This is a genomic window from Parahoeflea alexandrii, from assembly GCF_024105735.1.
Lineage (GTDB): Bacteria > Pseudomonadota > Alphaproteobacteria > Rhizobiales > Rhizobiaceae > Hoeflea > Hoeflea alexandrii.
The window spans coordinates 1-23,464 of the sequence record NZ_JAAAML010000008.1 but is presented as its reverse complement, the minus strand read 5'-3'; the positions used below and the strand labels follow the sequence as shown (position 1 = coordinate 23,464).

The 23,464-nt window shown below is 62.3% G+C and carries 21 protein-coding genes; 20 read left to right on the top strand and 1 reads right to left on the bottom strand.

The window, feature by feature from the left end:
- The 20 genes from GTW23_RS23290 to GTW23_RS23195 form a co-directional block, all read left to right on the top strand.
- The coding region (locus GTW23_RS23290) for a thiamine pyrophosphate-dependent enzyme (protein ID WP_252917739.1) at positions 1-584 on the top strand (584 nt) is incomplete at its 5' end.
- 272 nt (positions 585-856) lie between these two features.
- A complete protein-coding gene (locus tag GTW23_RS23285) occupies positions 857-1,624 on the top strand; it encodes an SDR family NAD(P)-dependent oxidoreductase (RefSeq protein ID WP_252917738.1) in 768 nt (255 codons plus the stop codon).
- 28 nt (positions 1,625-1,652) lie between these two features.
- A complete protein-coding gene (locus GTW23_RS23280; protein WP_252917737.1) occupies positions 1,653-2,426 on the top strand; it encodes a crotonase/enoyl-CoA hydratase family protein in 774 nt (257 codons plus the stop codon).
- 87 nt (positions 2,427-2,513) lie between these two features.
- A complete protein-coding gene (locus tag GTW23_RS23275; protein ID WP_252917736.1) occupies positions 2,514-2,990 on the top strand; it encodes a MarR family winged helix-turn-helix transcriptional regulator in 477 nt (158 codons plus the stop codon).
- Between the two features lie 22 nt (positions 2,991-3,012).
- Positions 3,013-4,827, top strand: coding sequence for a feruloyl-CoA synthase (locus GTW23_RS23270; protein WP_252917735.1), 1,815 nt, complete (start codon positions 3,013-3,015; stop codon positions 4,825-4,827).
- Positions 4,828-4,834: 7 nt separating this feature from the next.
- A complete protein-coding gene (locus GTW23_RS23265) occupies positions 4,835-5,707 on the top strand; it encodes an amidohydrolase family protein (RefSeq protein WP_252917734.1) in 873 nt (290 codons plus the stop codon).
- Between the two features lie 52 nt (positions 5,708-5,759).
- A complete protein-coding gene (locus GTW23_RS23260) occupies positions 5,760-7,331 on the top strand; it encodes an acyl-CoA dehydrogenase family protein (protein ID WP_252917733.1) in 1,572 nt (523 codons plus the stop codon).
- Between the two features lie 315 nt (positions 7,332-7,646).
- Positions 7,647-8,525, top strand: a complete 879-nt coding sequence (locus tag GTW23_RS23255) for a GntR family transcriptional regulator (protein WP_252917732.1) — start codon at positions 7,647-7,649, stop codon at positions 8,523-8,525.
- 34 nt (positions 8,526-8,559) lie between these two features.
- Entirely contained in the window at positions 8,560-9,804 is a 1,245-nt protein-coding gene (locus tag GTW23_RS23250; RefSeq protein ID WP_252917731.1) for an ABC transporter substrate-binding protein, read from the top strand.
- Between the two features lie 73 nt (positions 9,805-9,877).
- Positions 9,878-10,750 carry a branched-chain amino acid ABC transporter permease gene (locus tag GTW23_RS23245; protein WP_252917730.1) on the top strand — a complete coding sequence of 291 codons (873 nt, stop codon included), beginning with the start codon at positions 9,878-9,880 and terminating at the stop codon, positions 10,748-10,750.
- Positions 10,747-11,739 carry a branched-chain amino acid ABC transporter permease gene (locus GTW23_RS23240; RefSeq protein WP_252917729.1) on the top strand — a complete coding sequence of 331 codons (993 nt, stop codon included), beginning with the start codon at positions 10,747-10,749 and terminating at the stop codon, positions 11,737-11,739. Before GTW23_RS23245 ends, GTW23_RS23240 begins: the two co-directional genes overlap by 4 nt.
- A complete protein-coding gene (locus GTW23_RS23235) occupies positions 11,726-12,478 on the top strand; it encodes an ABC transporter ATP-binding protein (RefSeq protein WP_252917728.1) in 753 nt (250 codons plus the stop codon). The genes GTW23_RS23240 and GTW23_RS23235 overlap by 14 nt, the downstream gene beginning before the upstream one ends.
- Entirely contained in the window at positions 12,471-13,175 is a 705-nt protein-coding gene (locus GTW23_RS23230) for an ABC transporter ATP-binding protein (protein ID WP_252917727.1), read from the top strand. Before GTW23_RS23235 ends, GTW23_RS23230 begins: the two co-directional genes overlap by 8 nt.
- The gene (locus tag GTW23_RS23225) at positions 13,175-14,452 is read left to right on the top strand and encodes a 3-isopropylmalate dehydratase large subunit (protein ID WP_252917726.1); all 1,278 of its coding nucleotides are present in this window, start codon (positions 13,175-13,177) and stop codon (positions 14,450-14,452) included. The genes GTW23_RS23230 and GTW23_RS23225 overlap by 1 nt, the downstream gene beginning before the upstream one ends.
- Positions 14,449-14,955 (top strand): LeuD/DmdB family oxidoreductase small subunit, encoded by a 507-nt coding sequence (locus tag GTW23_RS23220; RefSeq protein WP_252917725.1) that lies wholly within the window; start codon positions 14,449-14,451, stop codon positions 14,953-14,955. The genes GTW23_RS23225 and GTW23_RS23220 overlap by 4 nt, the downstream gene beginning before the upstream one ends.
- Complete coding sequence (locus GTW23_RS23215) at positions 14,952-15,821, top strand: isocitrate lyase/PEP mutase family protein (RefSeq protein ID WP_252917724.1); 870 nt, start codon at positions 14,952-14,954, stop codon at positions 15,819-15,821. Before GTW23_RS23220 ends, GTW23_RS23215 begins: the two co-directional genes overlap by 4 nt.
- Positions 15,818-17,554 carry a hydantoinase B/oxoprolinase family protein gene (locus tag GTW23_RS23210; RefSeq protein ID WP_252917723.1) on the top strand — a complete coding sequence of 579 codons (1,737 nt, stop codon included), beginning with the start codon at positions 15,818-15,820 and terminating at the stop codon, positions 17,552-17,554. The genes GTW23_RS23215 and GTW23_RS23210 overlap by 4 nt, the downstream gene beginning before the upstream one ends.
- Positions 17,551-19,602, top strand: a complete 2,052-nt coding sequence (locus GTW23_RS23205; RefSeq protein ID WP_252917722.1) for a hydantoinase/oxoprolinase family protein — start codon at positions 17,551-17,553, stop codon at positions 19,600-19,602. Before GTW23_RS23210 ends, GTW23_RS23205 begins: the two co-directional genes overlap by 4 nt.
- Positions 19,603-19,605: 3 nt before the next feature.
- Positions 19,606-20,220 carry a cysteine hydrolase family protein gene (locus tag GTW23_RS23200; protein WP_252917721.1) on the top strand — a complete coding sequence of 205 codons (615 nt, stop codon included), beginning with the start codon at positions 19,606-19,608 and terminating at the stop codon, positions 20,218-20,220.
- Between the two features lies 1 nt (position 20,221).
- On the top strand, positions 20,222-21,643 hold the full coding sequence (locus GTW23_RS23195; protein ID WP_252917720.1) for an FAD-dependent oxidoreductase: 1,422 nt from the start codon (positions 20,222-20,224) through the stop codon (positions 21,641-21,643).
- Positions 21,644-21,704: 61 nt separating this feature from the next.
- On the opposite strand, the gene GTW23_RS23190 is transcribed toward GTW23_RS23195, so the two are convergent.
- Complete coding sequence (locus tag GTW23_RS23190; RefSeq protein ID WP_252917719.1) at positions 21,705-22,853, bottom strand: type 2 periplasmic-binding domain-containing protein; 1,149 nt, start codon at positions 22,851-22,853, stop codon at positions 21,705-21,707.
- Positions 22,854-23,464: the final 611 nt, after the last annotated feature.

Here is a 23,464-nt window from a genome sequence, read left to right as displayed (position 1 = left end):
TGACCAGTGTTCAGCCGCAGGAGGGCTATCTGCGGGTGATCCGCGACGTGCTGCCGCGCGACGGCTTCTTTGTCGAAGAGGTCTCCCAGGTCGGCTTCACCGCGCGGATGTGCTTTCCGGTCTATGCCGCCCGGCACTATGTCACCTGCGGCTACCAGGACAATCTCGGCTTCGGCTTCAACACCGCGCTGGGCGTCAAGGTCGCCAATCCCGACAAGGCGGTTGTGTCGGTGTCGGGCGACGGTGGCTTCATGTTCGGGGTTCAGGAACTCGCGACAGCCAAACAGTTCGGCATCGCGGTGGTGGCGATCGTCTTCAACAATCAGGCTTACGGCAATGTGCGCCGCGATCAGCAGACGGTCTATGGCAACCGGCTGCTTGGCGCCGACCTCGAGAACCCCGACTTCGTGGCCCTGGCCAAGTCATTCGGCGTGATGGCGATGAAAGCCGACAGCCCGGAAGAGCTTCGCGGCAAGCTCGCCGAAGCTCTCGACGCCAATGAACCGGTAGTGATCGAGGTGAGCATACCGCGCGGTTCGGACAGTTCGCCCTGGCCCTTCATCCATCCGGCGCCGTTGAGCTAGCACACGGCCTCAGCCCGACAGGGCTCATCGTGACGGTTGGTCAGCGGTCCGTCAGGAACTGACCGGTGGAGACGAACTCCCTGCCGTCTTTCCGATTGTGCAGGCACCTCAAGTGCCCTCTGGTCCTGCGGCCGTCGGCCTTTCGGCGCGATGCCTGTCGAAACAATCCTGTCCGCAAAGCGACTTCCGACAAACATTTTGTAAGTGTAATTATTGTTCATTGACATAACAGTTAATTTTGGTCACAAACATTGATGAGTGTGGAGGGCATCATGGATTTGAACGGAACCATTGCATTGGTGACCGGCGCTGGCAGCGGACTGGGCGAGGCGACATCGAGACGTCTGGCGGCAGCGGGCGCGCGCGTCGCCGTCCTTGATCTTTCGCTGGAGTCGGCGAAGCGGGTGGCTGGCGATATCGGTGGCGAGGCGTTTGCGGCCGATGTGTCCGATGCGGCGGAAATCGAGGCGGCTTTCGAGCAGGCGGTCCAGGCCATGGGAGCAGCGCCGCGGGTGGTCGTCTCCTGCGCAGGGATCGGTACCGCATCGCGCATCCTGCCCCGGGACGGTTCGCTGACGACCGCCATCTTCGACAAGACGATCCAGGTCAACCTGATGGGAACCTACGCGGTGATGAATCTCGCTGCCCGGGCGATGGCGGCCGCCGAGCCGCTGGATGCGGACGGCACGCGCGGCGTGATCGTCAACACCGCCTCGGTGGCCTTCGAGGATGGCCAGATCGGGCAGGTGGCCTATTCCGCCTCAAAAGGCGGTGTGGTCTCGATGACGCTGCCGGCGGCGCGGGAGCTGGCGCGGTTCGGAATCCGGGTTGTCGCCATCGCGCCAGGATTGTTTGAAACCGGCATGAGCGCTGGACTGCCTGATGAAATCCGCGGGGACATTCTCAAGAACGTGCCCTTCCCGAGCCGGATGGGCTTGCCCGCGGAATATGCCCAGCTGGTCCAACAGATTGTCGAAAACACAATGCTGAACGGCTGCGTCATCCGTCTGGATGGTGCGGCCCGCATGCCGGCAAAGTAGGCCCGAAAATAGGATTGCACGGATCAAGATGACCAATTCCAGTGACATGCTGCTGGTGACGACCGATGGACCGGTTGCCACGCTGACCATGAACCGACCGGCCAAGCGCAATGCCATGTGCGACGAGTTGCTCGAAGCGCTCGAGGCGTTTTTCAGCAATCCGCCCGAGGGCGTGCGGGCGGTTATTCTTACCGGCACGGCGGGACACTATTGCTCCGGCCTCGATCTGTCGGAGCACGTGTCGCGCGATGCGGAAGGCACCATGCGCCATTCGCGCAACTGGCACCGGGTGATGGACATCATCCAGTTCTCCGGCCTTCCTGTGGTCTCGGCTATGTTTGGCGCCGTCATCGGCGGCGGGCTGGAGCTTGCCACCTCGACCCATGTGCGGATTGCCGAACCCTCGACCATCTTCCAGTTGCCGGAGGGCATGCGCGGCATCTTCGTCGGCGGCGGTGCGACCGTTCGTGTCGGGCGGATCATCGGCTCGGACCGGATGTGCGAGATGATGCTGACCGGTCGCAAGTACGGGGCCGAGGAAGGCCTGGCGCTGGGACTGACGCACTATTCTGTGGGTGAGGGCGAAGCCATGGCGCTGGCGCAGAAGCTCGCCACCAAGATCGCCAGCAATGCGAGCCTTTCAAACTACATGATGATTCAGGCGATCAGCCGGATTTCCGACATGTCGAAGTCGGACGGGCTGTTTGCAGAAAGCCTTTGTGCCGCGGTGTCGCAGACGAGTGCCGACGCCGAAGAAGGTTTGCGGTCCTTCCTCGAGAAGCGGCGGCCGGTCTTCCGGTAGCCGCCGAAATGCCGGGCACGGTTTGAATCAAAGCCTCGGCAATACGGGCAACCGCTGCCCGGCAAGGGTGTCATGACAGGAGCAGACATGAAAAAGCGAGCTACCGAGACTGCCGGAAAGGACGAACAACTGGCGCAAACCAGCCTGCGTCAGTTTGTCGGCTACGAGATGAAGCTGGCCTATCTGCTGATCCATGCTGACATGATGCGGATACTCAAGCCGACCGGTCTGCGGATCGTGACCTTCTCTGCTCTCGGCATCGTGGTTGAAAATCCGGATATCTCGCAAACGCAACTGGCCCAGGCGCTGCAGATCGAGAGGTCCGGCGTTGTCGTGATCGTGGACGAGCTGGAGAATGCCGATCTGATCTCGCGCAACAAGGTTGAAGGGGACCGGCGTTCCTATGCTCTGCGGGCCACGTTGAAAGGCCGCAATCTCTGGAGCCGCACCGAGAAGCTGGTTCATGACCATGAGGATGGCATTCTCTCCGGTCTCGACAGGTCCGAGCGGGAAACGCTGAAAAGCCTGCTCGGCCGCGTCATCGAAGACAATCGCAAGAGCTGATTGACCGCTTGGGAGGCACGTCATGAAGGACAACGCAACGGGGCTGACGCTGGTCCCTCATGCCGTTTCGATGGAGCGGCGGAACGGCGACTTGCTGATGACCAGCCGGACTCCGCTCGATCCGGTGGTTTCGAACACGGGTGCCTGGCTCGACAAGTGGGCCAGGGAAACGCCATCGAACATCTTCCTTGCGGAAAGATCGGGCGGCGGCTGGCGGGAGATGGGATACGCCGAAGTCCGCGATGCGGTCCGTGCAATTGCGTCGAGCCTGGCGGCACGCGGAATGGATGCCTCGACGCCGATTGTCATCATGTCCGGCAACAGCCTCGATCACGCGCTGCTTTCGCTCGGTGCGCAATATGCCGGGGTTCCGACGGTGCCGCTGGCCGAACAATACTCGCTGATCACCGAAGCGCATGACCGGCTTGTTTATGTGCTCAACAAGGTCCGGCCGGCTATGGCGTTCGTCGATGACGCCTCGCGCTATGGTGCCGCCATCTCGCGGCCCGAACTGGAAGGTGTCGAGATCGTTGCAAGCCTGACCGATGATGCGCCGGTCAAGGTAACGCCGTTTGCCGAGTTGTTGCGCGGCGACGACAGCGTCGATCTGGTTGGTGTCCATGCGAAAGTCGGGCCCGAGACTCTGGCCAAGATTCTCTTTACCTCGGGATCTTCGTCCGATCCAAAGGGCGTGCTGACCACGCAGAAGATGATGTGCGCCAACCAGGCCCAGATCGCCAGCGTGCTGCCTTTCCTGAAGGAGCGGCCGCCGCGGATCATGGACTGGCTGCCATGGAACCATGTCTTCGGCGGCTCGCACAACACGCTGATGATGCTGGCGCATGGCGGCAGCCTTTACATCGACAATGGAAAGCCGACGAGTTCCGGCTTCCAGCATACGATCCGGAATGTCATCGACAGGCCGGGTACGTTGTCCTTCAACGTGCCCGTGGGCTTTGCCATGCTGGTGCATGAGATGGAAACCAACATGGCGCTGCGGAAGGCCTATTTCGGCGATCTCGACATGCTGTTTTATGCCGGCGCGTCGCTGCCGCAGGAAGTCTGGACGCGTCTTGAGGAGATGGCGATCGAAATCCGCGGCAAGCTACCGTTGATGATATCGAGCTGGGGCATGACCGAAACGGCGCCTGCGACGCTGATGGTGCACGAGCCGATCGGCCGGTCCGGCGTGATCGGCGTGCCGCTTCCGGGCACCGAGATCAAACTGACCCCAGATAACGAGATGCGCTGCGAATTGCGGGTCAAGGGACCAAATATCATGACCGGTTACTGGGGGGACGCGGAAAAATCCGCGGCCGCCTTTGACGAGGAAGGCTTTCTCGTCACCGGTGACGCGGTGCGGTTCGTCAATCCGGACGATCCCGACCGCGGACTGATCTTCGACGGGCGGGTCTCCGAGGACTTCAAGTTGCTCACCGGTACCTGGGTACAGGCCGGCAGGTTGCGGCTCGAGGCGCTCGAGCAGTTGCGCGGGCTTGTGCAGGATGTCGTCATCTGCGGCCATGACCGGGGCGAGATCGGCCTGTTCATCTTCCCGAAGCCGGGCCAGATGGATGGCGATACCACGTCGGAAGGGGCGATTATCGATGGCGCGTTGCAATCGGCCATCGAGAACCGGCTTCGGAGCATGGCCAAGGCTGCGACCGGATCGGCCAAACGCATCACGCGTGCCATCATTCTGGCGGAGCCACCGAGCCTGAAGGATTCCGAAGTGACGGACAAGGGGTCTCTCAATGTCCGCAAGATCATCACCCGCCGAGCCGACCTTCTTGAACGGCTCTATGACAACGAAGATCCGGCGCTGATCCGGGTGTGAGGACACAATGGTAGATTTTTCAAAAGTTCGCGCAATCGATACGCATACCCATGCCGAGGAACCCTGCGGCTGCCATGCCGATGACGGCTATGACGATCTGCAGAGCACGATGGCAAAATATTTCGGTGCGCCCTGGGAGCATCCGCCGACCATTCCCGAAACGGCTGCTCATTATCGCGAGATGAACATTGCGGCGGTGATCTTTCCGGTCGATGCGGAGCGCGAAACCGGGTTTCGCCGCTACAACAATTACGAGGTTGCCGAGGCCTGCGCCAAGGAAAGCGACATCCTGATCCCGTTTGCCTCGATCGATCCGCACAAGGGCAAACTCGGTGCCCGCGAGGCGCTAGATCTGGTGAAGAACCACGGTGTCCAGGGTTTCAAGTTCCACCCTACGATGCAGGGTTTCTATCCGAATGACCGGATGGCCTACGATCTCTACGAGGCGATCGCGGAAACCGGCAAGCCGGCGCTGTTTCACACCGGCCAGACCGGTGTCGGCTCGGGCATGCGCGGCGGCAATGGCATGCGGCTCAAGTACTCCAACCCGATGTATATCGACGACCTGGCGGTCGACTTCCCCGACATGCCGATCATTCTGGCGCATCCCTCCTTCCCATGGCAGGAAGAGGCGCTTTCGATCGCGACCCACAAGCCAAATGTCTATATCGACCTTTCCGGCTGGTCGCCGAAGTATTTCCCGCCGATCCTCATCCGCTACGCCAACACGCTTCTGAAGAAGAAGATGCTGTTCGGCTCGGACTGGCCGATGATCGCGCCGGAGAAATGGCTGGACGCCTTCGACAAGGCCGACTTCAAGGACGAGGTGCGACCTCTGATCCTGAAGGAAAACGCGATGCGGTTGCTGGGCGTATTGTAGGTCTGCGGACGCAAGGCCTGATCATTCCCAGGCGAGATGATGGACATGTAAGATGCAGCCTTTCCAAGCCCCTGTGGATGACATCATCTTCTCGCTGGTCCATGTTGCGCGTGCCGATCGCCTCGACGGGCTGGACGTCGAGCTGATGCAGGAGATCATCGGCCATTTTGCCGGTTTCGCGGAAGCGGTGATCGCGCCGCTGGACGAGCCGGGAGACCGCCAGGGCTGCCGGCTGGAGGAAGGGCGGGTTCGCATGCCTGACGGTTTCGTCCAGGCCTATGCGGAGTATGCCGCGCAGGGCTGGCCGGGGCTGACTCTCTCCGAAGCCCATGGCGGACAGGCTCTTCCCGGAGTGGTGCTGGCGGCGGTTTCAGAGATTTTCTCGGGCGCTTGCCATTCCTTGCAGATGGTGACCGGGCTGGTTCCGGGTGCTGCCCGGACCATCGAGCGTTTTGGAAGCGACGAGCAGAAGGCGCGCTATCTTCCGGGGCTTGCCTCGGGGGCGTGCCTGTCGACCATGTGTCTGACCGAACCCGGTGCCGGTTCGGACCTGTCGGGAGTTCGTACCAAGGCACTTCCCGGTCACGACGGCTGGCGGATCAGCGGCGAGAAAATCTTCATCTCGGGCGGCGATCAGGATCTTTGCGAGGACATTCTGCATCTCGTTCTAGCCCGGACCGGTGCGCCCGAAGACGGGGTGAAGGGGCTGAGCCTTTTCCTGTGTCCTTCTCAAATGGAAGGCGTGCGCAATGCCATCAGCGTGACCCGGATCGAAGAGAAAATGGGACTGCACGCCTCGCCGACCTGCCAGCTGCTGTTTGACAATGCCTATGCGGAACTGATCGGCGCTGAAGGCGAAGGCCTGCGGGCCATGTTCACGATGATGAATCACGCCCGTCTGGATGTGGCGTTGCAAGGGGTGGCGCATGCGGCCCGGGCCCACGACATCGCCCGTGCCTATGCGGGCGAGCGCAAGCAGGGCCGAAAGCCGGGCGGCGGTGTCGCGGTGCTCAGCGATCATGCGGATGTGCGCCGCATGCTCCATACCCAGAGATGTCTTGCTCTCGGCGCCCGGGCAATGTGTCATCTGGCCTTGGTCGAGCTCGAACTCGGGCAGCGGCCGCAATTGGCTGAGTTCCTGACGCCGCTGTGCAAGATCTTCTGCACCGAGGCAGGCATGCGATCCGCGGATCTCGGGATCCAGGTTCTGGGTGGATACGGTTATCTTCAGGAATACAGGGTGGAGCAGACATTCCGCGACGCCCGCATTACCGCGATCTACGAAGGTGCAAACGGGATCCACGAACTTGGACTGGCAACCCGTGGCCTGACTGTCCAGAAGGGGGCTGGTGCCGATGCCTTTACGGATCTCGTTTCAGAACTGGCCGACGGCGATGAGGATGTTCTGGCGCTACTTTCGGCGTGGCGGGAGTTGCGCGAGGAAGTGCTTGCCAGCGAAAAGCCCGCCGAACTTGCCCATTCGTTTGCCCAGGCCAGCGCGCAGTTGTTCTTTCGCGCGGTGTGGGTTCGAATGACGGAAGTCCGGTCGCATGCCCCCGATCCGGCCGAGATTTCCGAACTCGGCCAATTCGCCGGGCATGAGCTCAAGGGTTCCTGGTTCTAGACGGCGATCCCCCTTTTGATGCGCGGTGGACGGGCCACTCCATTTGAGGTGGACGGAACACCGCAGACTGCGGTCGCTGCATGCGGCCTTTGGATTCTCGGAAGACGTCTGTTTTCGGTGGAAGCGACCGCGGTTTCCCCGTGCGACCGATCATCTGTGTGTTCACGCCTTGCATGCGTTAACTCCAACAAGTTCGGTGCTACGAAATCGCGTATGAACAGCGTTGGTCAGAAGCGTTCAGCAGACACCTGAAACAAGCCAGTTGACATAATGGCATATTGACATACCATTAGAATTGAGAAGGGTTGGAGCAGCATGAAAACGACCGTGCCGGGACATTCGATCGAGGCTGAGGCAGAGAGTGAACGGGCGTCGGTCCGGCTGGATCCGAATGCCCGCGTGCCGCTCTACCACCAGATTTTCCTGATCCTGCGCAACCGCATCTTTGGTGGCGAAGTTCAGCCCGGTGACCTCGTTCCAGGCGAGCAGGAGCTTGCCGTCGAATTCAACGTTTCGCGCATTACCGCCAAGCGGGCGCTTAACGAACTTGCCGGAGCGGGGCTTGTTGTGCGCGAGCGCGGCCGTGGCACCCGTGTGACGCACCGGCCCAAGGCGCCGGCGGTGACCTCGTCGATCGAGGGCTGGCTTGAGAACATCTCGCTGATGGGCATCGCAACGGAAGCCCGGGTGCTCGATTTCGGTTATGTCGCCGCCAGCGAGGATATTGCCCACGCATTGGAGCTCGATCCCGGCACCGACGTGCAGCATGCCGTGCGCGTGCGCAGTCTCGACGGCGAACCGATGTCCTACCTGGTGACCTATGTGCCGGCCGATATCGGGCGGCAATACGATCGTGAAGACCTCGACACCAAGCCGCTTTTGCTGCTGCTGGAACTGGCTGGGGTGAAGGTTGCCTCGGCACGGCAGACGATTTCCGCGACGCTGGCCGATTCCGAGGTTGCGGGCGCACTGTCCGTGCATGCCGGTTCGCCGCTGATCGAGGTCCGGCGTGTCGTGCGCGACAGCTCCGGACGAGCTGTCGAATACATCCGGGTTCTCTACCGTCCCGACATCTATCGCTTCGAAATGTCCATGAATCGCGTTCGCGAGAGAGAAGGCATGCGATGGGCGACACAAACCTCGTCACCGGTCCCGGCCGGCGGCGCTGAATCAAACATAACCGGGGAACACTGAATCGACCGCCGGTCGACCAAACAGGAGGTGAATTATGGCTGATACGAAGTCAACGAAAACCAATTCCCCAGGGGTTCGCCGCCGCGAATTCCTCGCAACCGGTGCCGCGGCTCTCGGCGTCGGCATCACAGGATTTCCCGCGGTTCTTCGCGCGCAGGCCGCGCCGGTCAAGATCGGCCTGATCCATCCGGTTTCGGGCTTCATCGCCTTTTCCGGTTCGCAGTGCCGTGCGGGCGCCGAAATGGCGATTGCCGACATCAACGCAGCCGGCGGTATCAAGTCGATGGGCGGCGCCATGATCGAGGCGATGCTGGCCGACAGTCAGGGCAAGCCCGACATCGGCGCTGCCGAAGTCACTAAGATGACCGAAGCCGGCGTGCACGGCATCGTTGCGGGTTACTCCTCGGCGATTTCGCTCGCCACCTCGCAGGAAGCCGCCAAGACCAACACGCCGCATGTGGTTGATGTCGGCGTGTCCGATTCGATCGTTACCCGCGGTCTCGCCAACACATTCCGCTTCAGCCCGGGTTACGGCAAGGTCGCGGAGATGGCTGTCAGCAATCTCGACACCATCAACAAGACCGCCGGCTCTCCGGCCAAGACCGCGATGATCGTGCATGAGGAATCGCTGTTCGGAACTGGCACTGCCGAACTCCTGTCAAAGCAGCTGCCGGGCATCGGTATCGAGGTTGTTGATGTCATCAAGCACGCCAACCCGACGCGTGACTTCACCAACATCGCGCTTCAGATCAAGTCGAAGCAGCCGGACCTGATCATCCCGGCAAACTACTACAATGAGTATGTGCTTCTGGCCCGGACCCTGCGCCAGCAGAAGATCGAGGCGATGGGCATCTACTCGGTGCTCGGCGGGGCTGCGTCCAACCTGCAGTTCGTCAACGAGTTCCCGGAAGCGGCCGAACTGATCATGGACTGCAATCACTGGTACGATCCGAAGTCGGATCTGGCCCTTGCCCGCCGCAAGGCAGCGGAAGCCAAGGGACTGATCTACACCTACGAGATCTTCTTGGCCTACAACGCAGTCGCATTCCTCGCCGATGCGATCGAGCGTGCCGGTTCGACCGAACCGGATGCCATCAACGCTGCGATGGCTTCTTCCACGTGGGACCAGCATGGCATGCCTTACGGTCCGACCAAAATCGTCAATGGCCAGAACGAAAGCGCTCAGCCTGTGAATACGCAGGTCCAGAAGGGCGCCATCGAGGTGATCTACCCCGCCGAGTTCGCTTCGGCTGAAACTGTCTTCCCGATGAAGATGTAGGTCGTCCGACCGACACCGACGGGCCGGGCGTTCGCGTCCGGTCCGGAATTTCCCATCCGGATTTCAGGCGGCCATGCCAGACAGCGCAATCATCATTCCATCGGTCCTCAACGGGCTGACCACCGGCGGGCTCTATGCACTCGTGGCGCTCGGTCTGACCCTGATCTACGGCGTCCTGCACATCATCAATTTCGCGCACGGGGCGCTGTTGATGCTGGGACTTTACGCGGTCTATTTCCTCAATGTTCAGTTCGGCATCGATCCCTATGTGGCGCTGCTGATTGTGCCTCCGGCGATGTTCGCGCTGGGTTATGCTCTGCAGCGGGGGATTATCGGGCGCGCCAGTCACGGCCGCGACGAGAATATCCTGCTGGTCACGCTCGGGCTTTCGATCATCATCGAAAACCTGTCGCTGTTCTTCTTCCGGTCCGACACGAGGACCGTTGACACTCCCTATTCCTTTGACGTCATCGAGATCTTCGGCGCCTTTCTGCCGTATCCCAAGGTCGTGGCCTTCATCGGCGCCCTGGTGACAGCTGCGCTGCTGTGGCTGCTGATGAGTCGCACCGATCTCGGCCGTGCCATCCGGGCGCTGGCAAAGGAGCGCAAAGGCGCTCAACTGGTGGGAATCAATGCCGATCACGTGTTCGCCATGAGCTTCGGCCTGGGCATTGCCTGTCTCGGCGTAGCGGCCTGCCTGTTGCTGCCGAGCTACTATGTCAATCCGCAGGTCGGCGGCGGCTTCGTGCTCATTGCCTTTACCATCGTCGTGCTCGGCGGCATGGGGTCGTTCGTCGGTGCGCTGATCGGCGGGCTGATCATCGGTGTCGTCGAAGCCCTGGGAGGGCTGTTTCTGGGTGAAAGCCTCGGGCAGATCGGGATCTTCCTGATCTTCATCCTTGTGCTGATTTTCCGGCCGACCGGCCTGTTTGGAGCCAAGGCATGAAGACCGACACGAAATTGCTGATGCTGATCGTGGTCTTCGGCCTGATCGCGCTCGCGCCGCTGCTGATCACGCAGGAATCGCTGCTCAACATCGTCATCATGACCCTCTATGCAGCCTTGCTGGGCCAGGCTTGGAATATCCTCGGCGGTTATGGCGGCCAGGTCTCGTTCGGCCATGCCGCCTATTTCGGCACCGGGGCCTACACGGTGGCGGTGCTGCAGGTGCAGTTCGGCATCAATCCCTGGATCGGCCTGGCCGCTGGCGGTCTCGCTGCCGCGGCGGTCGGTGCATTCATCGGGCTGTGCACATTTCGCTACGGTTTGCGCGGGTCCTATTTCGCGCTGGTGACGCTAGCCTTCGCCGAGGTGTTGCGCATTCTTTCGAACTCGGTGGACTTCACCGGTGCCGGCGTGGGCCTGCTGATTCCGCTTGAGCGGAGTGCCGCCAACTTCCAGTTTCTCACCAAGGCCGGCTTCTTCTGGGTGATCTGGGCCATGACGCTGGCCGCTTTCCTGACGGTGTGGAAAATCGGCAATTCGCGATTCGGAGCCCAGTTGATGGCGGTGCGGGACAATGAAGACGCGGCGCGGGCGCTCGGCGTCAACGCCTTCCGGGTGAAGATGGGGGCAATCATGCTGTCCGGTTTCTTCTCCGGCCTCGCGGGCGTGTTCTACGCCCAGTACTTCCTCTATCTCGATCCTTACATTGCCTATGGCGCGGCGATTTCGGTCGAAAGCCTGCTGGTGCCGATCATCGGCGGCATGGGGACGCTGTTCGGACCGCTGCTTGGAGCCGCTTTCCTGCACGGCCTCTCCGAGCTTTCGCGGGCGGTGATCGGTGATGCCCCGGGCATCAGCCTGGTGCTTTACGGCGTGCTGCTGGTGATCATGGTGCTGTTCGTGCCGCGCGGGCTTGCCGGACTCGCCTCACATCTGCGCAGCGGAAAGCGTGCGGTTTCCCAGGCAGAAGGGGGCAATGACCGTGCTTGAGATCAATGGACTGTGCAAGAGCTTCGGCGGGTTGCAGGCTTCGCAATCGGTGACGCTGACCGTGCCGCAAGGCGGCATCACCTCGCTGATCGGGCCCAATGGTGCCGGCAAGACCACGCTGTTTGCCCTGATTACCGGGTTTCACACGCCCGACTCCGGCTCAGTCCGGTTCCTGGGCGAGGACATTACCGGTCTGCCGCCGGAAGCGATCGCCAAGCGGGGGATGATCCGAACCTTCCAGACCGTTCAGCCCTTTGCCGGACAGACAGTGCGGGAGAACATTGCCGTTGGCGCGCATCTGAAGATCCGCGGGCGTGCCGAAGCGCTTGCCAAGGCCGAGGCCGTGGCGCGGCAGGTTGGTCTCGGTGACCGGCTCGACATGGATGCCGCCTCGCTGACGGTGGCCGGGCGCAAGCGTCTGGAAGTGGCGCGGGCGCTGGCGACGGACCCGAAGCTGATTCTGTTTGACGAGGTGCTGGCCGGTCTCAATCCATCGGAGATCCGCGATGTCATTCCGGTTATCCATGCGATCCGGGATGAGGGCGTGACGATCCTGCTGATCGAACACGTGATGCAGGCGGTCATGAGCCTGTCGGATTACACCTGGGTTCTGAACCAGGGCGCGATCATCGCCGAAGGACCACCCAAGGATGTGGTTTCGGACCCCCATGTCATCGAAGCCTATCTCGGCAAGGGCATGGCGGAACGGATCGCCAAGCGGGAGGCAGCCAGTGCTTGAGGTCAGCAATCTGCGCGCCGGATATGGCGCGGTCGAGGTCCTGCGCGGCATCGACCTGTCGATCGACAAGGGCGAAATCGTCACGCTGCTCGGCTCGAACGGGGTCGGCAAGACGACGTTCTCGGCGGTTGTCTCCGGGTTGATGCAGCCTTGGAGCGGATCGATCACGTTCGAGGGCAAGTCGATTGCAGGGCTTACCCCGCAGGCGATCGTGGACGAGGGGCTGATCCAGGTCCCTGAAGGCCGTCACGTGTTTCCCAACATGACCGTGCGGGAGAACCTTGAACTTGGCAGCTATCGGCGCGGCCGGGCCAACCGGTCGAGAAACATCGAGCATGTGGCCGAAATCTTCCCCCGCCTGCGCGAACGGTTCTCGCAAAATGCCGGCACTCTGTCCGGCGGCGAGCAGCAGATGCTGGCCATCGGCCGCGGCATGATGGCCGAGCCGCATCTGCTGATCCTCGACGAGCCGTCGATCGGTCTGTCTCCCTTGCTGGTCGAAGAAATGTTTTCGCTGATCAAGCAGCTCAATACAGACGGGCTGACCATCCTGCTGGTCGAGCAGAACGTGCTGCAGTCGATGGAAATTGCCGACCGTGCCTTCGTCATGGAAAACGGCGAGATCAAGCTCTCAGGCATCCCGGCCGACCTGATGGATGATCCGGAGTTGCAGCGCTCCTACCTGGGGCTGGCGTGATGGCATCGACGCTTGCACAAAAGATCATTGCCCGTGCGGCGGGACGCGACAGCGTCCGCCCCGGGGAAGTGGTCACGGCGCGTGTCGATCTGGCCATGATCCACGATTCGGGTGGGCCACGCCGGGTCGAGCCGATCCTCAAGGAACTCGGCGTCGGGCTGTTCGATGCCTCCAAGGTGGTGCTGATTTCGGATCATTTCGTTCCCGGTGACACCGATGAGGGTGCGCGCATCCTCGAATTGACCCGCCAATGGGCCAAGGAACGGAAAGTCGCCTTTCATGACGGGGAAGGCATCTGCCACGTGGTGCTGCCCGAGCGCGGACACCTGAAGCCCGGCATGCTCGTCGTCGGAGGAGACAGTCATTCGCCAACCGGTGGTGCTTTCGGGGCCTATATGTTCGGCATCGGCGCCACTGAAATGGCGGGCGTTCTGGCCACCGGCGAGATCTGGCTCAAGGTGCCCGGAACGATCCTGATCGAGTGGCAGGGGCGGCTGTCGCCGGGCGTGCTCGCCAAGGACATCATGCTGGCGCTTTGCGGCCGGCTGGGGATGGATGGCGGGCAGTACCAGGCGGTGGAATATACCGGAGAGGCGATCGCGGCGTTATCGATGCAGGAGCGGATGACGCTGTCCAACATGGCGGCGGAACTTGGCGGCCAGGCCGGGCTGATCGCGCCGGATGAAACGACTGCGGCCTATCTCGAAGGCGTTGGCGGGTCGGCCGGCGACTGGCGTGGGTTTGTCACCGATCCGGGAGCCGAGCTTGCTGCCCACCACGTGCTCGACGCGTCGGCACTGGAGCCGCAGGTGGCTGCGCCGCATTCGCCTGCCAATGCGATGCCGGTGACACAAGCCCCGGAAACCCGTTTCGAGGTGGCCTATATTGGTGCCTGCACCGGCGCCAAGTACGAGGATCTCAAGGGCGCCGCCGCGATCCTGCGTGGACGCAAGCTGGCGCCGGGCGTTGCACTCAAGGTTGCGCCTGCCTCGATGCGCGACCAGCAGCGCGCCGCGGAAGAGGGCATCATGGCGGTCTTCGAAGAAGCCGGCGCACAGATCCTTCCCAATGCCTGCGGGATCTGTGCCGGATACGGCATGGATCGTCTGGGCGAGGACGTGACCTGCATTTCCTCGACCGCACGCAATTTCCAGGGCCGCATGGGCGCGGCATCTTCAAAGGTCTGGCTGGCTTCCCCCCTGACAGTCGCCGCATCCGCCATTACCGGTCGCATCGCCGATCCGCGTGAATTCCTGAGTGAGGGGGTCGTGGCATGAGCGGCCGTGTTTTCCTTCTCGGTGACGATATCGATACCGACCAGCTGGCGCCGGGCCAATACATGAAGGGCGGCCTCGACATGCTCGCCGCACATTGTCTCGAATCGGCGCGGCCGGATTTCGCCGGATCGGTGAAGCCTGGCGACGTGATCGTGGCGGGGAAGAATTTCGGCATGGGCTCGTCCCGCGAACAGGCGGCGGAAGCCTTGAAGCATCTGGGCCTTGCCGGTGTTGTGGCGAGATCCTTCGCCGGGATCTTCTACCGCAATGCGCTCAATCTTGGCCTGCCGGTGCTGGTCGCCGATGACATCGGCGGGGTGGATGACGGCGATGCCGTGAGCCTCGATCCCGTTGCTGGCGCGCTCAAACTCACAACCAAGAATCATACTGTCCGGCTCGAGCCGTTGCCGGACAATCTCAAGCCGATGCTCGCCGATGGCGGGCTGGTGCCGCATTTGAAAAAGCGCTTTGCAAAAGAGCGCAAAAGGGAGGCAGGCGCATGAGCCTGAAACAACGGCTGGGCCAGGCAGACATCCTGCTTGCACCCGGTGTCTATGATGCTCTGACCGGCCTGATCGCCGAACAATCCGGCGCCGAGGCGGTCTATCTGTCGGGCGCATCCATCGCCTATACCCGGTTCGGACGGCCCGACATCGGGCTCGTGTCGATGAGCGAGGTCGCCGATACAGTTGCAGCACTGCGTGACCGGATTGCGCTGCCAATCGTGGTTGATGCCGACAACGGCTTCGGCAACGCCCTCAACGTGCAGCGCACGGTGCGAGTGTTCGAGCGCATGGGCGCCAATGCGCTGCAGCTCGAAGACCAGACCATGCCGAAGCGCTGCGGTCATCTCGATGGCAAGTCGCTGATCTCTAAGGGCGAGATGGCAGGCAAGATCCGCGCTGCCTGCGACGCTCGCCATTCAGAGGAAACGTTGATTATCGGCCGGACGGACGCGATTGCCGTCGAAGGTTTTGACGCCGCGATGGACCGGGCCGAGGCCTATGTCGAGGCGGGCGCCGACATGCTGTTCATCGAGGCGCCGCAATCGATGGAAGAGATCAGTCTCATCGTCAAACGTTTCGGCGGCCGGGTGCCGCTGATGGCCAACATGGTGGAGGGCGGCAAGACGCCGATCATCAACGCCAGCGGCCTGCAGGCACTCGGTTTCAGCTTCGTCATCTTCCCGGGTGGGATCGTGCGCGCCATCGCCGCCACGGCGCGGGACTATTACGCCAACCTCCTGGCATCGGGGTCAAACGAGGCCTTCCGCAACCGCATGTTCGATTTCGCCGGGCTCAACGGGGTCATCGGCACCGATGATCTGCTCGCCAGCGGCAAGCGCTATGATGGAGACACAGACGCATGACGATTGATCCGGTTACGCTGGCCATCCTCAAGGGCCGGCTGGAGCAGATCGCCGACGAGATGGATGCGACGTTGTTCCGCTCAGCGTTCAATCCGATCATTGCCGAGGCGCATGACGCCTCGCATGGGATCTATGATGCCAAGACCGGCGACACGCTGGTGCAGGGGAAATCCGGCCTGCCGATTTTCGTCGGTGTCATGGCGTTTGCGGTCAAGGCGGTGATCGAGAAGGCGGCGAAACAGGGCGGCGTGCACGAGGGCGATGTCTGGATCTTCAACGATCCCTATGATGGCGGGACGCATCTGTCCGATTTCCGGCTGGTCAAGCCGGTGTTTCGCGATGGCGAGGTGTTCTGCTATCTGGCCTCCGTCGGTCACTGGCACGATGTTGGCGGCAATGTGCCGGGCAACTACAATCCGGCGGCGACCGAGTGCTTCCAGGAGGGCATGCTGATCCCGCCGGTCAAGCTCTATGACCGCGGCGAGTTCCGACAGGATATCGTCGACATCCTGTCCTCGAACTCGCGGTTGCCGCTGTCGCTTTACGGCGACCTGAACGGCCAGATCAATGCGCTGCAGCTTGGCGAAAAGCGCATGAATGCGCTACTCGATGAATATGGCGACGCCAGGGTCGCCGACTGCATGGGCGAACTGACGGCGCGCGCGGCGCAGATGATGCGGGCGCAGATTTCCAACCTGCCCTCGGGCACGGTCTCGGCCGAGGATTTTCTCGACAATGACGGCATCAATGACGAGCCGCTGAAGATCGCGCTCGACCTGATCATTGATGGCGACAGGATGGTGATGGATTTCTCGCGCTCTTCGCCGGCCTGTGCCGGTCCGGTCAACATCTCGCGGGCGACGACGATTGCCGCCTGTTACGTGGCGCTCAAGCACATCTTCGGCGACGTGCCGGCCAATGCCGGGGTGCTCGAACCGGTCGAATTCCGCATTGATGAGGATTCGCTACTGTCCGTTCGTGCGCCAAAACCTGTCGGCGGCTACACCGAGACGATCCTGCGGTTGATCGACGTGGTGTTCCAGGCGGTGGCGCAGATTGCGCCCGAACTGGCAATGGCCTGCGCCTACGGCACCATCAACGCGCTGTCGCTGGCTGGCCACCGGGGCAATGGCCAGCGCTGGGTGATGTTCTCGTTCTTCGGCGGCGGCCACGGCGCCCATGGTGCGGGCGACGGGCTCAACCATGGCAACGCGCCGATCTCCACCGCCACGATCCCGCCGCTGGAAATTCTCGAAGCGGCCTATCCGGTGCGGTTCACGCAATGGGCACTGCGGCCCGATTCCGGGGGCGCGGGCGAATTCCGCGGCGGGCTTGGCGCAGTCTATGAGATCGAACTTCTGGAGAAACAGGCGGACGTGTTCCTGTTCGGCGAGCGGGGGCGGTTTGCGCCGCCCGGCGTGGTCGGTGGTGGGGCAGGCGCCCTCAACACATTCCACTATCAGCAGGCGGACGGCGAGCACGTGCCACCGATGGCTTCGAAAATTGTTGGGGTGCATATCGACCGCGGCCAGAAACTGCGGCTGGAAACACCCGGGGGTGGCGGCTATGGCCACGCCTTCGAGCGAAACCCTGAAAGCGTCGCCCGTGATTTGCGGCTGGGCTACATCACGGCTGAACACACTGAAGCCGACTATGGCGTCGTCATTGGACCGGACGGGTCCGTCGATGATGCCGCCACACGAGATCTGCGCGCCCGGGAGACAGCCCAATGACACGACCAGCTTACGTCATCGGCGTCGACGTCGGCGGCACCTTTACCGATGTCTTCATTCTCGATGAAACCAGCGGACAGGTCTCCACTGCCAAGGTGCCATCCACCCGCGGCGACCAGTCGAAAGGCTTTGTCGAAGGCATTGGCAGCAGGGTGGAAAACTTCGCCGATATTTCCACGGTGGTGCACGGCACGACCGTCGGCACCAATGCGCTGCTCGAGCGCAAGGGCGCGCGCACCGGTATCATCACCACGGAGGGATTCCGCGACGTGCTGGAAATGCGCCGCCGCGACCGGCCGACGACCTGGGGCCTGAAGGGATCTTTCACTCCGGTGGTGGAACGGCCCGACCGTGTCGAAGTCAGCGAACGGGTGCTGGCCGACGGCACCGTGCTCGAGCCTGTCGACGTGGCCGAGGTCAAGGCTCAGGCCAAGGCGCTCGCTGAAAGTGGCTGCGAAGCGGTCTGCGTGTTCTTCATCAATGGCTACGCCAACAACGAGAACGAGAAACACGCCGTCGAGGCGGTGCGCTCGGTCTGGCCCAACGCGTACGTCACCGCGGCAACCGAGATTCTGCCAGAGATCCGCGAGTTCGAGCGGTTGTCGACGGCGACGCTGAACGCCTATCTGCAGCCGGTTGTCTCGTCCTATCTCGACAAGCTGGAAAAAGGACTCGAGGCCAAGGGCTTTGGCGGCGACATCCTGATCGTGCAGTCGAACGGCGGCGTGATGTCTATCGACATGGCCAAGCGGTATCCGGTCAGAACCGCGCTCTCGGGGCCGGCTGCCGGCGTGATCGCTGCTACCGCAATTGCCAAGGCTGCAGGCTTTGACAACATCATCACCTGTGACATGGGCGGCACCTCGTTCGACGTGTCGCTGGTCGCCGACAATGAAGCAGCACTTGCGGCGCAGACGGCGATCGATTTCGGCATGGTGGTGCGCACGCCGATGATCGAGATCACCACGATCGGCGCCGGCGGCGGATCCATCGCCTCGCTGGACACGGGCGGGCTGCTGCAGGTCGGTCCGGAATCGGCCGGTTCAGATCCGGGGCCCGTCTGCTACGGGCTTGGCAATGACCGGCCGACGGTCACCGACGCCAATGTGGTGCTTGGCCGCATCAATCCCGACCGCCCGATCGGCGGCAAGCTCGCGCGGCTCGATGTTGAAGCGGCGCGGCGCGCCATCGATAGCCATCTTGCCACACCGCTGGGCCTTTCCATCGAGCAGGCGGCGGAAGCAATCCTGCAGCTGGCCAATGCCAAGATGGCCGGTGCGATCCGCCTGGTGTCGATCGAGAAGGGGCACGATCCGGCGAAGTTCTCGGCCATGCCGTTCGGCGGCGGCGGCGCGCTGCACACCGGCGCCCTGATCAAGGAAGTGGGCCTCGCCTCGGCACTGGTGCCTCGCTTTCCGGGGGTGACTTCGGCGCTTGGCTGCGTCGTGGCCGACATGCGCCACGACCGTGTTCAGACGGTCAACCGGCTGCTCGACCAGATCGATGCGGCGGAACTGGGCGCGGAGATGGAGCGGATCGGTGACGAGACCGAGACGCTGCTTGAGAGCGCCGGAGTTGCCTTTGCACGGATCGACCGGGTGATGGAGCTCGACATGCTCTATCTCGGCCAGACCCACACGGTGAATGTCGCCATCGACATTCCGGATACCGGGCTGACCAGGCAAGGCATCCGCGACGCCTTCGAAACCGCCTACCGGGAGGCATACGGGCGGTTGCTCGACGGCATTCCGATGCGCGTTATGAATTATCGGATTGCGGTTATCGGCCGCCGGCCGAAGCTGGACATGGCGGTGTTTGCCCCGGTCGACGGCAAGCCGGCAGGGGATTGCCGGATCGGAACGCGCAAAGTGTTTGCCGACGGCGCCTGGCATGAGGCGGGAGTCTATGAGCGGCTGCAACTGGCGGTCGGCGCGACCATATCCGGGCCGGCGCTGCTGGAGCAGGCGGACACAACGATCTTCGTGGATCCAGGTCTCGTCGCAGTGGTCGATGGCTTCGGCAATCTCGTGATCAAGCCGGGAGCGTAGATGATGACCGCTCATTCTTTCGATCCCACACGCACGGGCCTGTTGATTGTCGATCTTCAGAACGATTTCTTGCATCCCGACGGGGCTTATGCGCGCGGCAACCAGAAGAGTGCCGACATTGCCGCGCTGCCCGAACGGGTTTTGCCGGTTGCCAATGCGCTTCGGCAAAAAGGCGGCTGGATTATCTCGACCCAGTTCACGCTGGTGCCGGGCAAGGGTGGCGAGCCTTTCATCTCCCCGCACCTGAAAGAGATTCGCCCGTTCCTGACCAAGGGTGATTTCGCGCCCGGCAGCTGGGGCCAGGCGCTGGTCGACGAATTGCAGCCCGCCGATCTGTCGGTGGAGAAAGTGGCCTATTCCGCCTTCTACATGACGCGGCTCGAATGGGTGTTGCGCAAGGCCGGGATCGAGACGCTGATGGTCTGCGGCATCGTCACCAATGGCGGCGTTGCTTCAACCGTGCGCGACGCGCATGTGCGGGATTTCTCGACATTCGTGCTCAGCGACGGATGTGCTGCGTTCTCAGCCGAGACGCATGAGTGCGCCATCGGCGATCTCTCGACGGTGGCGAGGACGATGACCTGCAGCGAGGCGGCAACTCTGATTGCAGGAGCCTGAGATGAGTGGCAGTCAGATCTCGCGAAACATTCCCGATCACATTGATGCCGAGGCCGATGTCGTTGTCATCGGCGCGGGGGCTTGTGGGCTGGTGGCGGCCTTGCGGGCCAAGGCTGCCGGGGCAGAGGTGATCGTTCTTGAGCGCGATGCATCGCCTTCGGGTTCCACCTCGATGTCATCGGGCTTCGTGCCGGCACCCGCGACCCGGTTCCAACGCAGCATCGGGACCGAAGATGATACGCCGGAGCGCTTCGAAGCCGACATCATGTCCAAGTCCAAGGGCAAATCGGCTCCTTCCCTGGCCCGGCTCGCCGCGCAGACAATCGGGCCGGCGCTGGAATGGCTGGCTGATGCGCACGGCCTCGAGTGGACCGTGCTTGATGATTTCCTTTATCCCGGGCATTCGCGGCACCGGATGCACGCGGTGCCCGAGAAAACCGGTGCCGCTCTGGAAGCGCGATTGCTGGTTGCGGTCGAGGCCGCGGGCATTCCGGTTGTCAACGAAGCACGTGTCACCACTCTCCATGCAGAGGGCGATGACCGGATTGCTGCGGTCGGGATCACCCGGCCCGACGGCGCCACGGAAATTCTGGGATGCAAGGCGCTGGTGCTCGCCTGCAACGGCTTTGGCGGCAATCCCGCGCTGGTGCGCCAGCACATTCCCGAAATTGCAGACGGCCTTTATTATGGCCACCAGGGCAATACCGGCGATGCCTTGATCTGGGGAGAGGCGCTGGGCGCGCAGCTTGAGCACGTATCCGGTTATCAGGGCCATGGATCCCTGGCGCATCCGCACGGCATCCTGATTTCGTGGGCGCTGATGATGGAGGGCGGCATCCAGGTCAACAGCGAGGGCGCACGCTTTTCCAACGAGCACGGCGGCTATTCCGAGCAGGCGGTAAACGTGCTGGCGCAGCCGGGCGGCATCGCCTGGAACGTTTATGATGCCCGGGTGCATGCGTTTGCCCAGGGCTTTCCGGACTACCAGGAAGCCATGGCGGCGGGCGCCATCCGCGAGGCAGCGGGCGTGACGGAGCTTGCCAGCATCACCGGATTGCCCGGGGTGGCGCTTGAGGCGACATTGTCTCAGGTCGCGACTTATCAATCCGGTGAAGCCGCGGACCCGTTCGGCCGGGAATTTACCGGCAAGCCGGCACTGGCCGCACCCTTCTTTGCAGTCAAGGTGACCGGGGCCCTGTTTCACACACAGGGAGGGCTGATGATCGATGACCAGGCGCGTGTTGTGCGCGAAGACGGCTCGGCGTTCGCCAATCTGTTTGCCGGGGGCGGGGCGGCCTGCGGCGTCTCCGGCCCGGATGTGTCAGGGTATCTTTCCGGAAACGGGTTGCTGACGGCCATCGGTTTCGGCTTTGTCGCCGGAGATGCGGCCGGAACTCTGGCCGTGCCGGGTGCCTCAGGCTAACCAGCCGTCTGAGACTGCCGAGCTGCAGGTCTGCGTGGCCTCAGGGAAAGGACAAGCGCTCTCAACGCGCACTGCGATCCTTGAAACTGGCGCGGAAGCGCTCATTCAGCCGGGAAATCGCCGCGCCCGGGTCCAGGCGTCCGCGCAAGGCGTGCGCGACAATCTCCGAGCCTTCTTCCTGGAATTGCATGTAGCCGTCATGGCGCGGGCGCAACCAGGCGGTTTCGTGGGTCAGCCTTGTGTTGTAGTAGGCTTCGAGCACGGGCGAATTGACAGCGGCGCTGCTCCAGGCCAGGGCATTGCCCGGCTGTCCGTTGGAGCGGGCGTACAGCCCGCACTGGCATTCCGCGCCGGCGAGCCAGATCGCGAACTCGGTGCACAGTTGCGGGTGCGCTGTCTTCGCGGAGACCGCTATTCCGGTCCCGCCGAGCGCCGAACCCAAGGGTCCGTTGCGACCGAGCACCGGCATGTCGGTGAAGTGGAGCCGGTTGGCCCGGTAGCCCTCATTGGCATAGCCCTTGTAGAGATAGATCAGCGGCGCGAGATGATAGCGGCCGGAATCCGCGAGCTCATCGAGCGCTGCGATCGGATCCATGGTGTAGAAGGCCTCATCCATGTGACGCGAGACGGCGCGAAGCGCATCAAGAACCTGCAGCCCGCTATCAGTGTCGATGAGATTTCCGAAGCTGGTTGCGCAAGGGCGGCCGAGATTGCCGGCAAGCGTGTAGAAACTCATCAGAACGTGTGGCGAGCGCAGCGGCCAGATGACGAAACCATCTTCCGCCTTGCGGATGACATGGGTCCAGCGGTCGACCCGGGGCGAAAGGTCGGCTCGGTGCGCCTGGACCTGTGTTGCGGCATCGATCGGCAGCGCCCATTGTCTGCCGTGCAAGAAATAGCTCTGAAAGCTGCGGCCGACCGACTGGTTGGCGAGTTCGGCCAGTTCATCATCACTCGCATGGGTCTCGAATGGCAGAAGACAGCCCCGGTCGGCAACGGAACCGACATGTGGATGATCAATTACCATCAGATCGTAGCGTGCGGCCAGTTCGTCCACCGGCGTCGTCTCGAAACCCTGCAGTGAGCGTTTGTCCCAGATGATAGAGACACCGGGACGGGTCTTCGCAAAAGCTTCTGCTGCCGCGACGACGGGATCGCATCCTCGAGGATCGGACCAGGTCATTCCCTTCAGTTCAATTGTCTCAGACATCATCCTCTCCCTGACAGTTGAAAGAGTCTAATCGGACATATTCATTTGTGAAAGATATTTTTATATATGCCTTATGCGAGCGGACTGCTTTCAAGCCGTGATGAGCTGCTCATCTGTGCAGGGTTCGGACGGAGTGACGGCTTGACTTGATGGAGCTTCAATCCGGCCTGCACGGGGGGAGGTCCGGGAGCGAGCCGGAAGCGATGATGGGGCGCGCAGTGTCTGGGTGAAGCAATGCCTGCGCCGGGTTGCGCGCGTGTTCCGCAGAACGCGAGGGCGAGAACTCCGCAAAGCAGTGGGCCACGATTGATCACGAAGACAAACAATGCCCAGGCGGCTGTTTCGCAGCAGCGTTCACCGGATCAGGCCGAGGCGGCTTTCACAGACGGTGATCTAAGCCGCCGTCTGGTTGCGATTTGACCCTGAATGGCCGTTTTTCGGGCTTTGCAAAGGAGGCCTCTGACGCGTTTTCCGTTTGGTCAAAAAAAATGACATTTTTGCGAAAAAGGTTGTTGACTCATTTGGTGGGGTGGCCCTATAAACCGCTCACACAACGAGGGCGGCGCGCCGCTGGCGCCAAGCAGTTCGCCCTTGTGTTATCCAAAGAGAGC

Bases quoted from the DNA above. Each gene is read 5' to 3' on its own strand.
- GTW23_RS23285 (WP_252917738.1), top strand. From the start codon at position 857: ATGGATTTGAACGGAACCATTGCATTGGTGACCGGCGCTGGCAGCGGA.
- GTW23_RS23280 (WP_252917737.1), top strand. From the start codon at position 1,653: ATGACCAATTCCAGTGACATGCTGCTGGTGACGACCGATGGACCGGTT.
- GTW23_RS23275 (WP_252917736.1), top strand. From the start codon at position 2,514: ATGAAAAAGCGAGCTACCGAGACTGCCGGAAAGGACGAACAACTGGCG.
- GTW23_RS23270 (WP_252917735.1), top strand. From the start codon at position 3,013: ATGAAGGACAACGCAACGGGGCTGACGCTGGTCCCTCATGCCGTTTCG.
- GTW23_RS23265 (WP_252917734.1), top strand. From the start codon at position 4,835: ATGGTAGATTTTTCAAAAGTTCGCGCAATCGATACGCATACCCATGCC.
- GTW23_RS23260 (WP_252917733.1), top strand. From the start codon at position 5,760: ATGCAGCCTTTCCAAGCCCCTGTGGATGACATCATCTTCTCGCTGGTC.
- GTW23_RS23255 (WP_252917732.1), top strand. From the start codon at position 7,647: ATGAAAACGACCGTGCCGGGACATTCGATCGAGGCTGAGGCAGAGAGT.
- GTW23_RS23250 (WP_252917731.1), top strand. From the start codon at position 8,560: ATGGCTGATACGAAGTCAACGAAAACCAATTCCCCAGGGGTTCGCCGC.
- GTW23_RS23245 (WP_252917730.1), top strand. From the start codon at position 9,878: ATGCCAGACAGCGCAATCATCATTCCATCGGTCCTCAACGGGCTGACC.
- GTW23_RS23240 (WP_252917729.1), top strand. From the start codon at position 10,747: ATGAAGACCGACACGAAATTGCTGATGCTGATCGTGGTCTTCGGCCTG.
- GTW23_RS23235 (WP_252917728.1), top strand. From the start codon at position 11,726: ATGACCGTGCTTGAGATCAATGGACTGTGCAAGAGCTTCGGCGGGTTG.
- GTW23_RS23225 (WP_252917726.1), top strand. From the start codon at position 13,175: ATGGCATCGACGCTTGCACAAAAGATCATTGCCCGTGCGGCGGGACGC.
- GTW23_RS23220 (WP_252917725.1), top strand. From the start codon at position 14,449: ATGAGCGGCCGTGTTTTCCTTCTCGGTGACGATATCGATACCGACCAG.
- GTW23_RS23215 (WP_252917724.1), top strand. From the start codon at position 14,952: ATGAGCCTGAAACAACGGCTGGGCCAGGCAGACATCCTGCTTGCACCC.
- GTW23_RS23210 (WP_252917723.1), top strand. From the start codon at position 15,818: ATGACGATTGATCCGGTTACGCTGGCCATCCTCAAGGGCCGGCTGGAG.
- GTW23_RS23205 (WP_252917722.1), top strand. From the start codon at position 17,551: ATGACACGACCAGCTTACGTCATCGGCGTCGACGTCGGCGGCACCTTT.
- GTW23_RS23200 (WP_252917721.1), top strand. From the start codon at position 19,606: ATGACCGCTCATTCTTTCGATCCCACACGCACGGGCCTGTTGATTGTC.
- GTW23_RS23195 (WP_252917720.1), top strand. From the start codon at position 20,222: ATGAGTGGCAGTCAGATCTCGCGAAACATTCCCGATCACATTGATGCC.
- GTW23_RS23190 (WP_252917719.1), bottom strand. From the start codon at position 22,853: ATGTCTGAGACAATTGAACTGAAGGGAATGACCTGGTCCGATCCTCGA.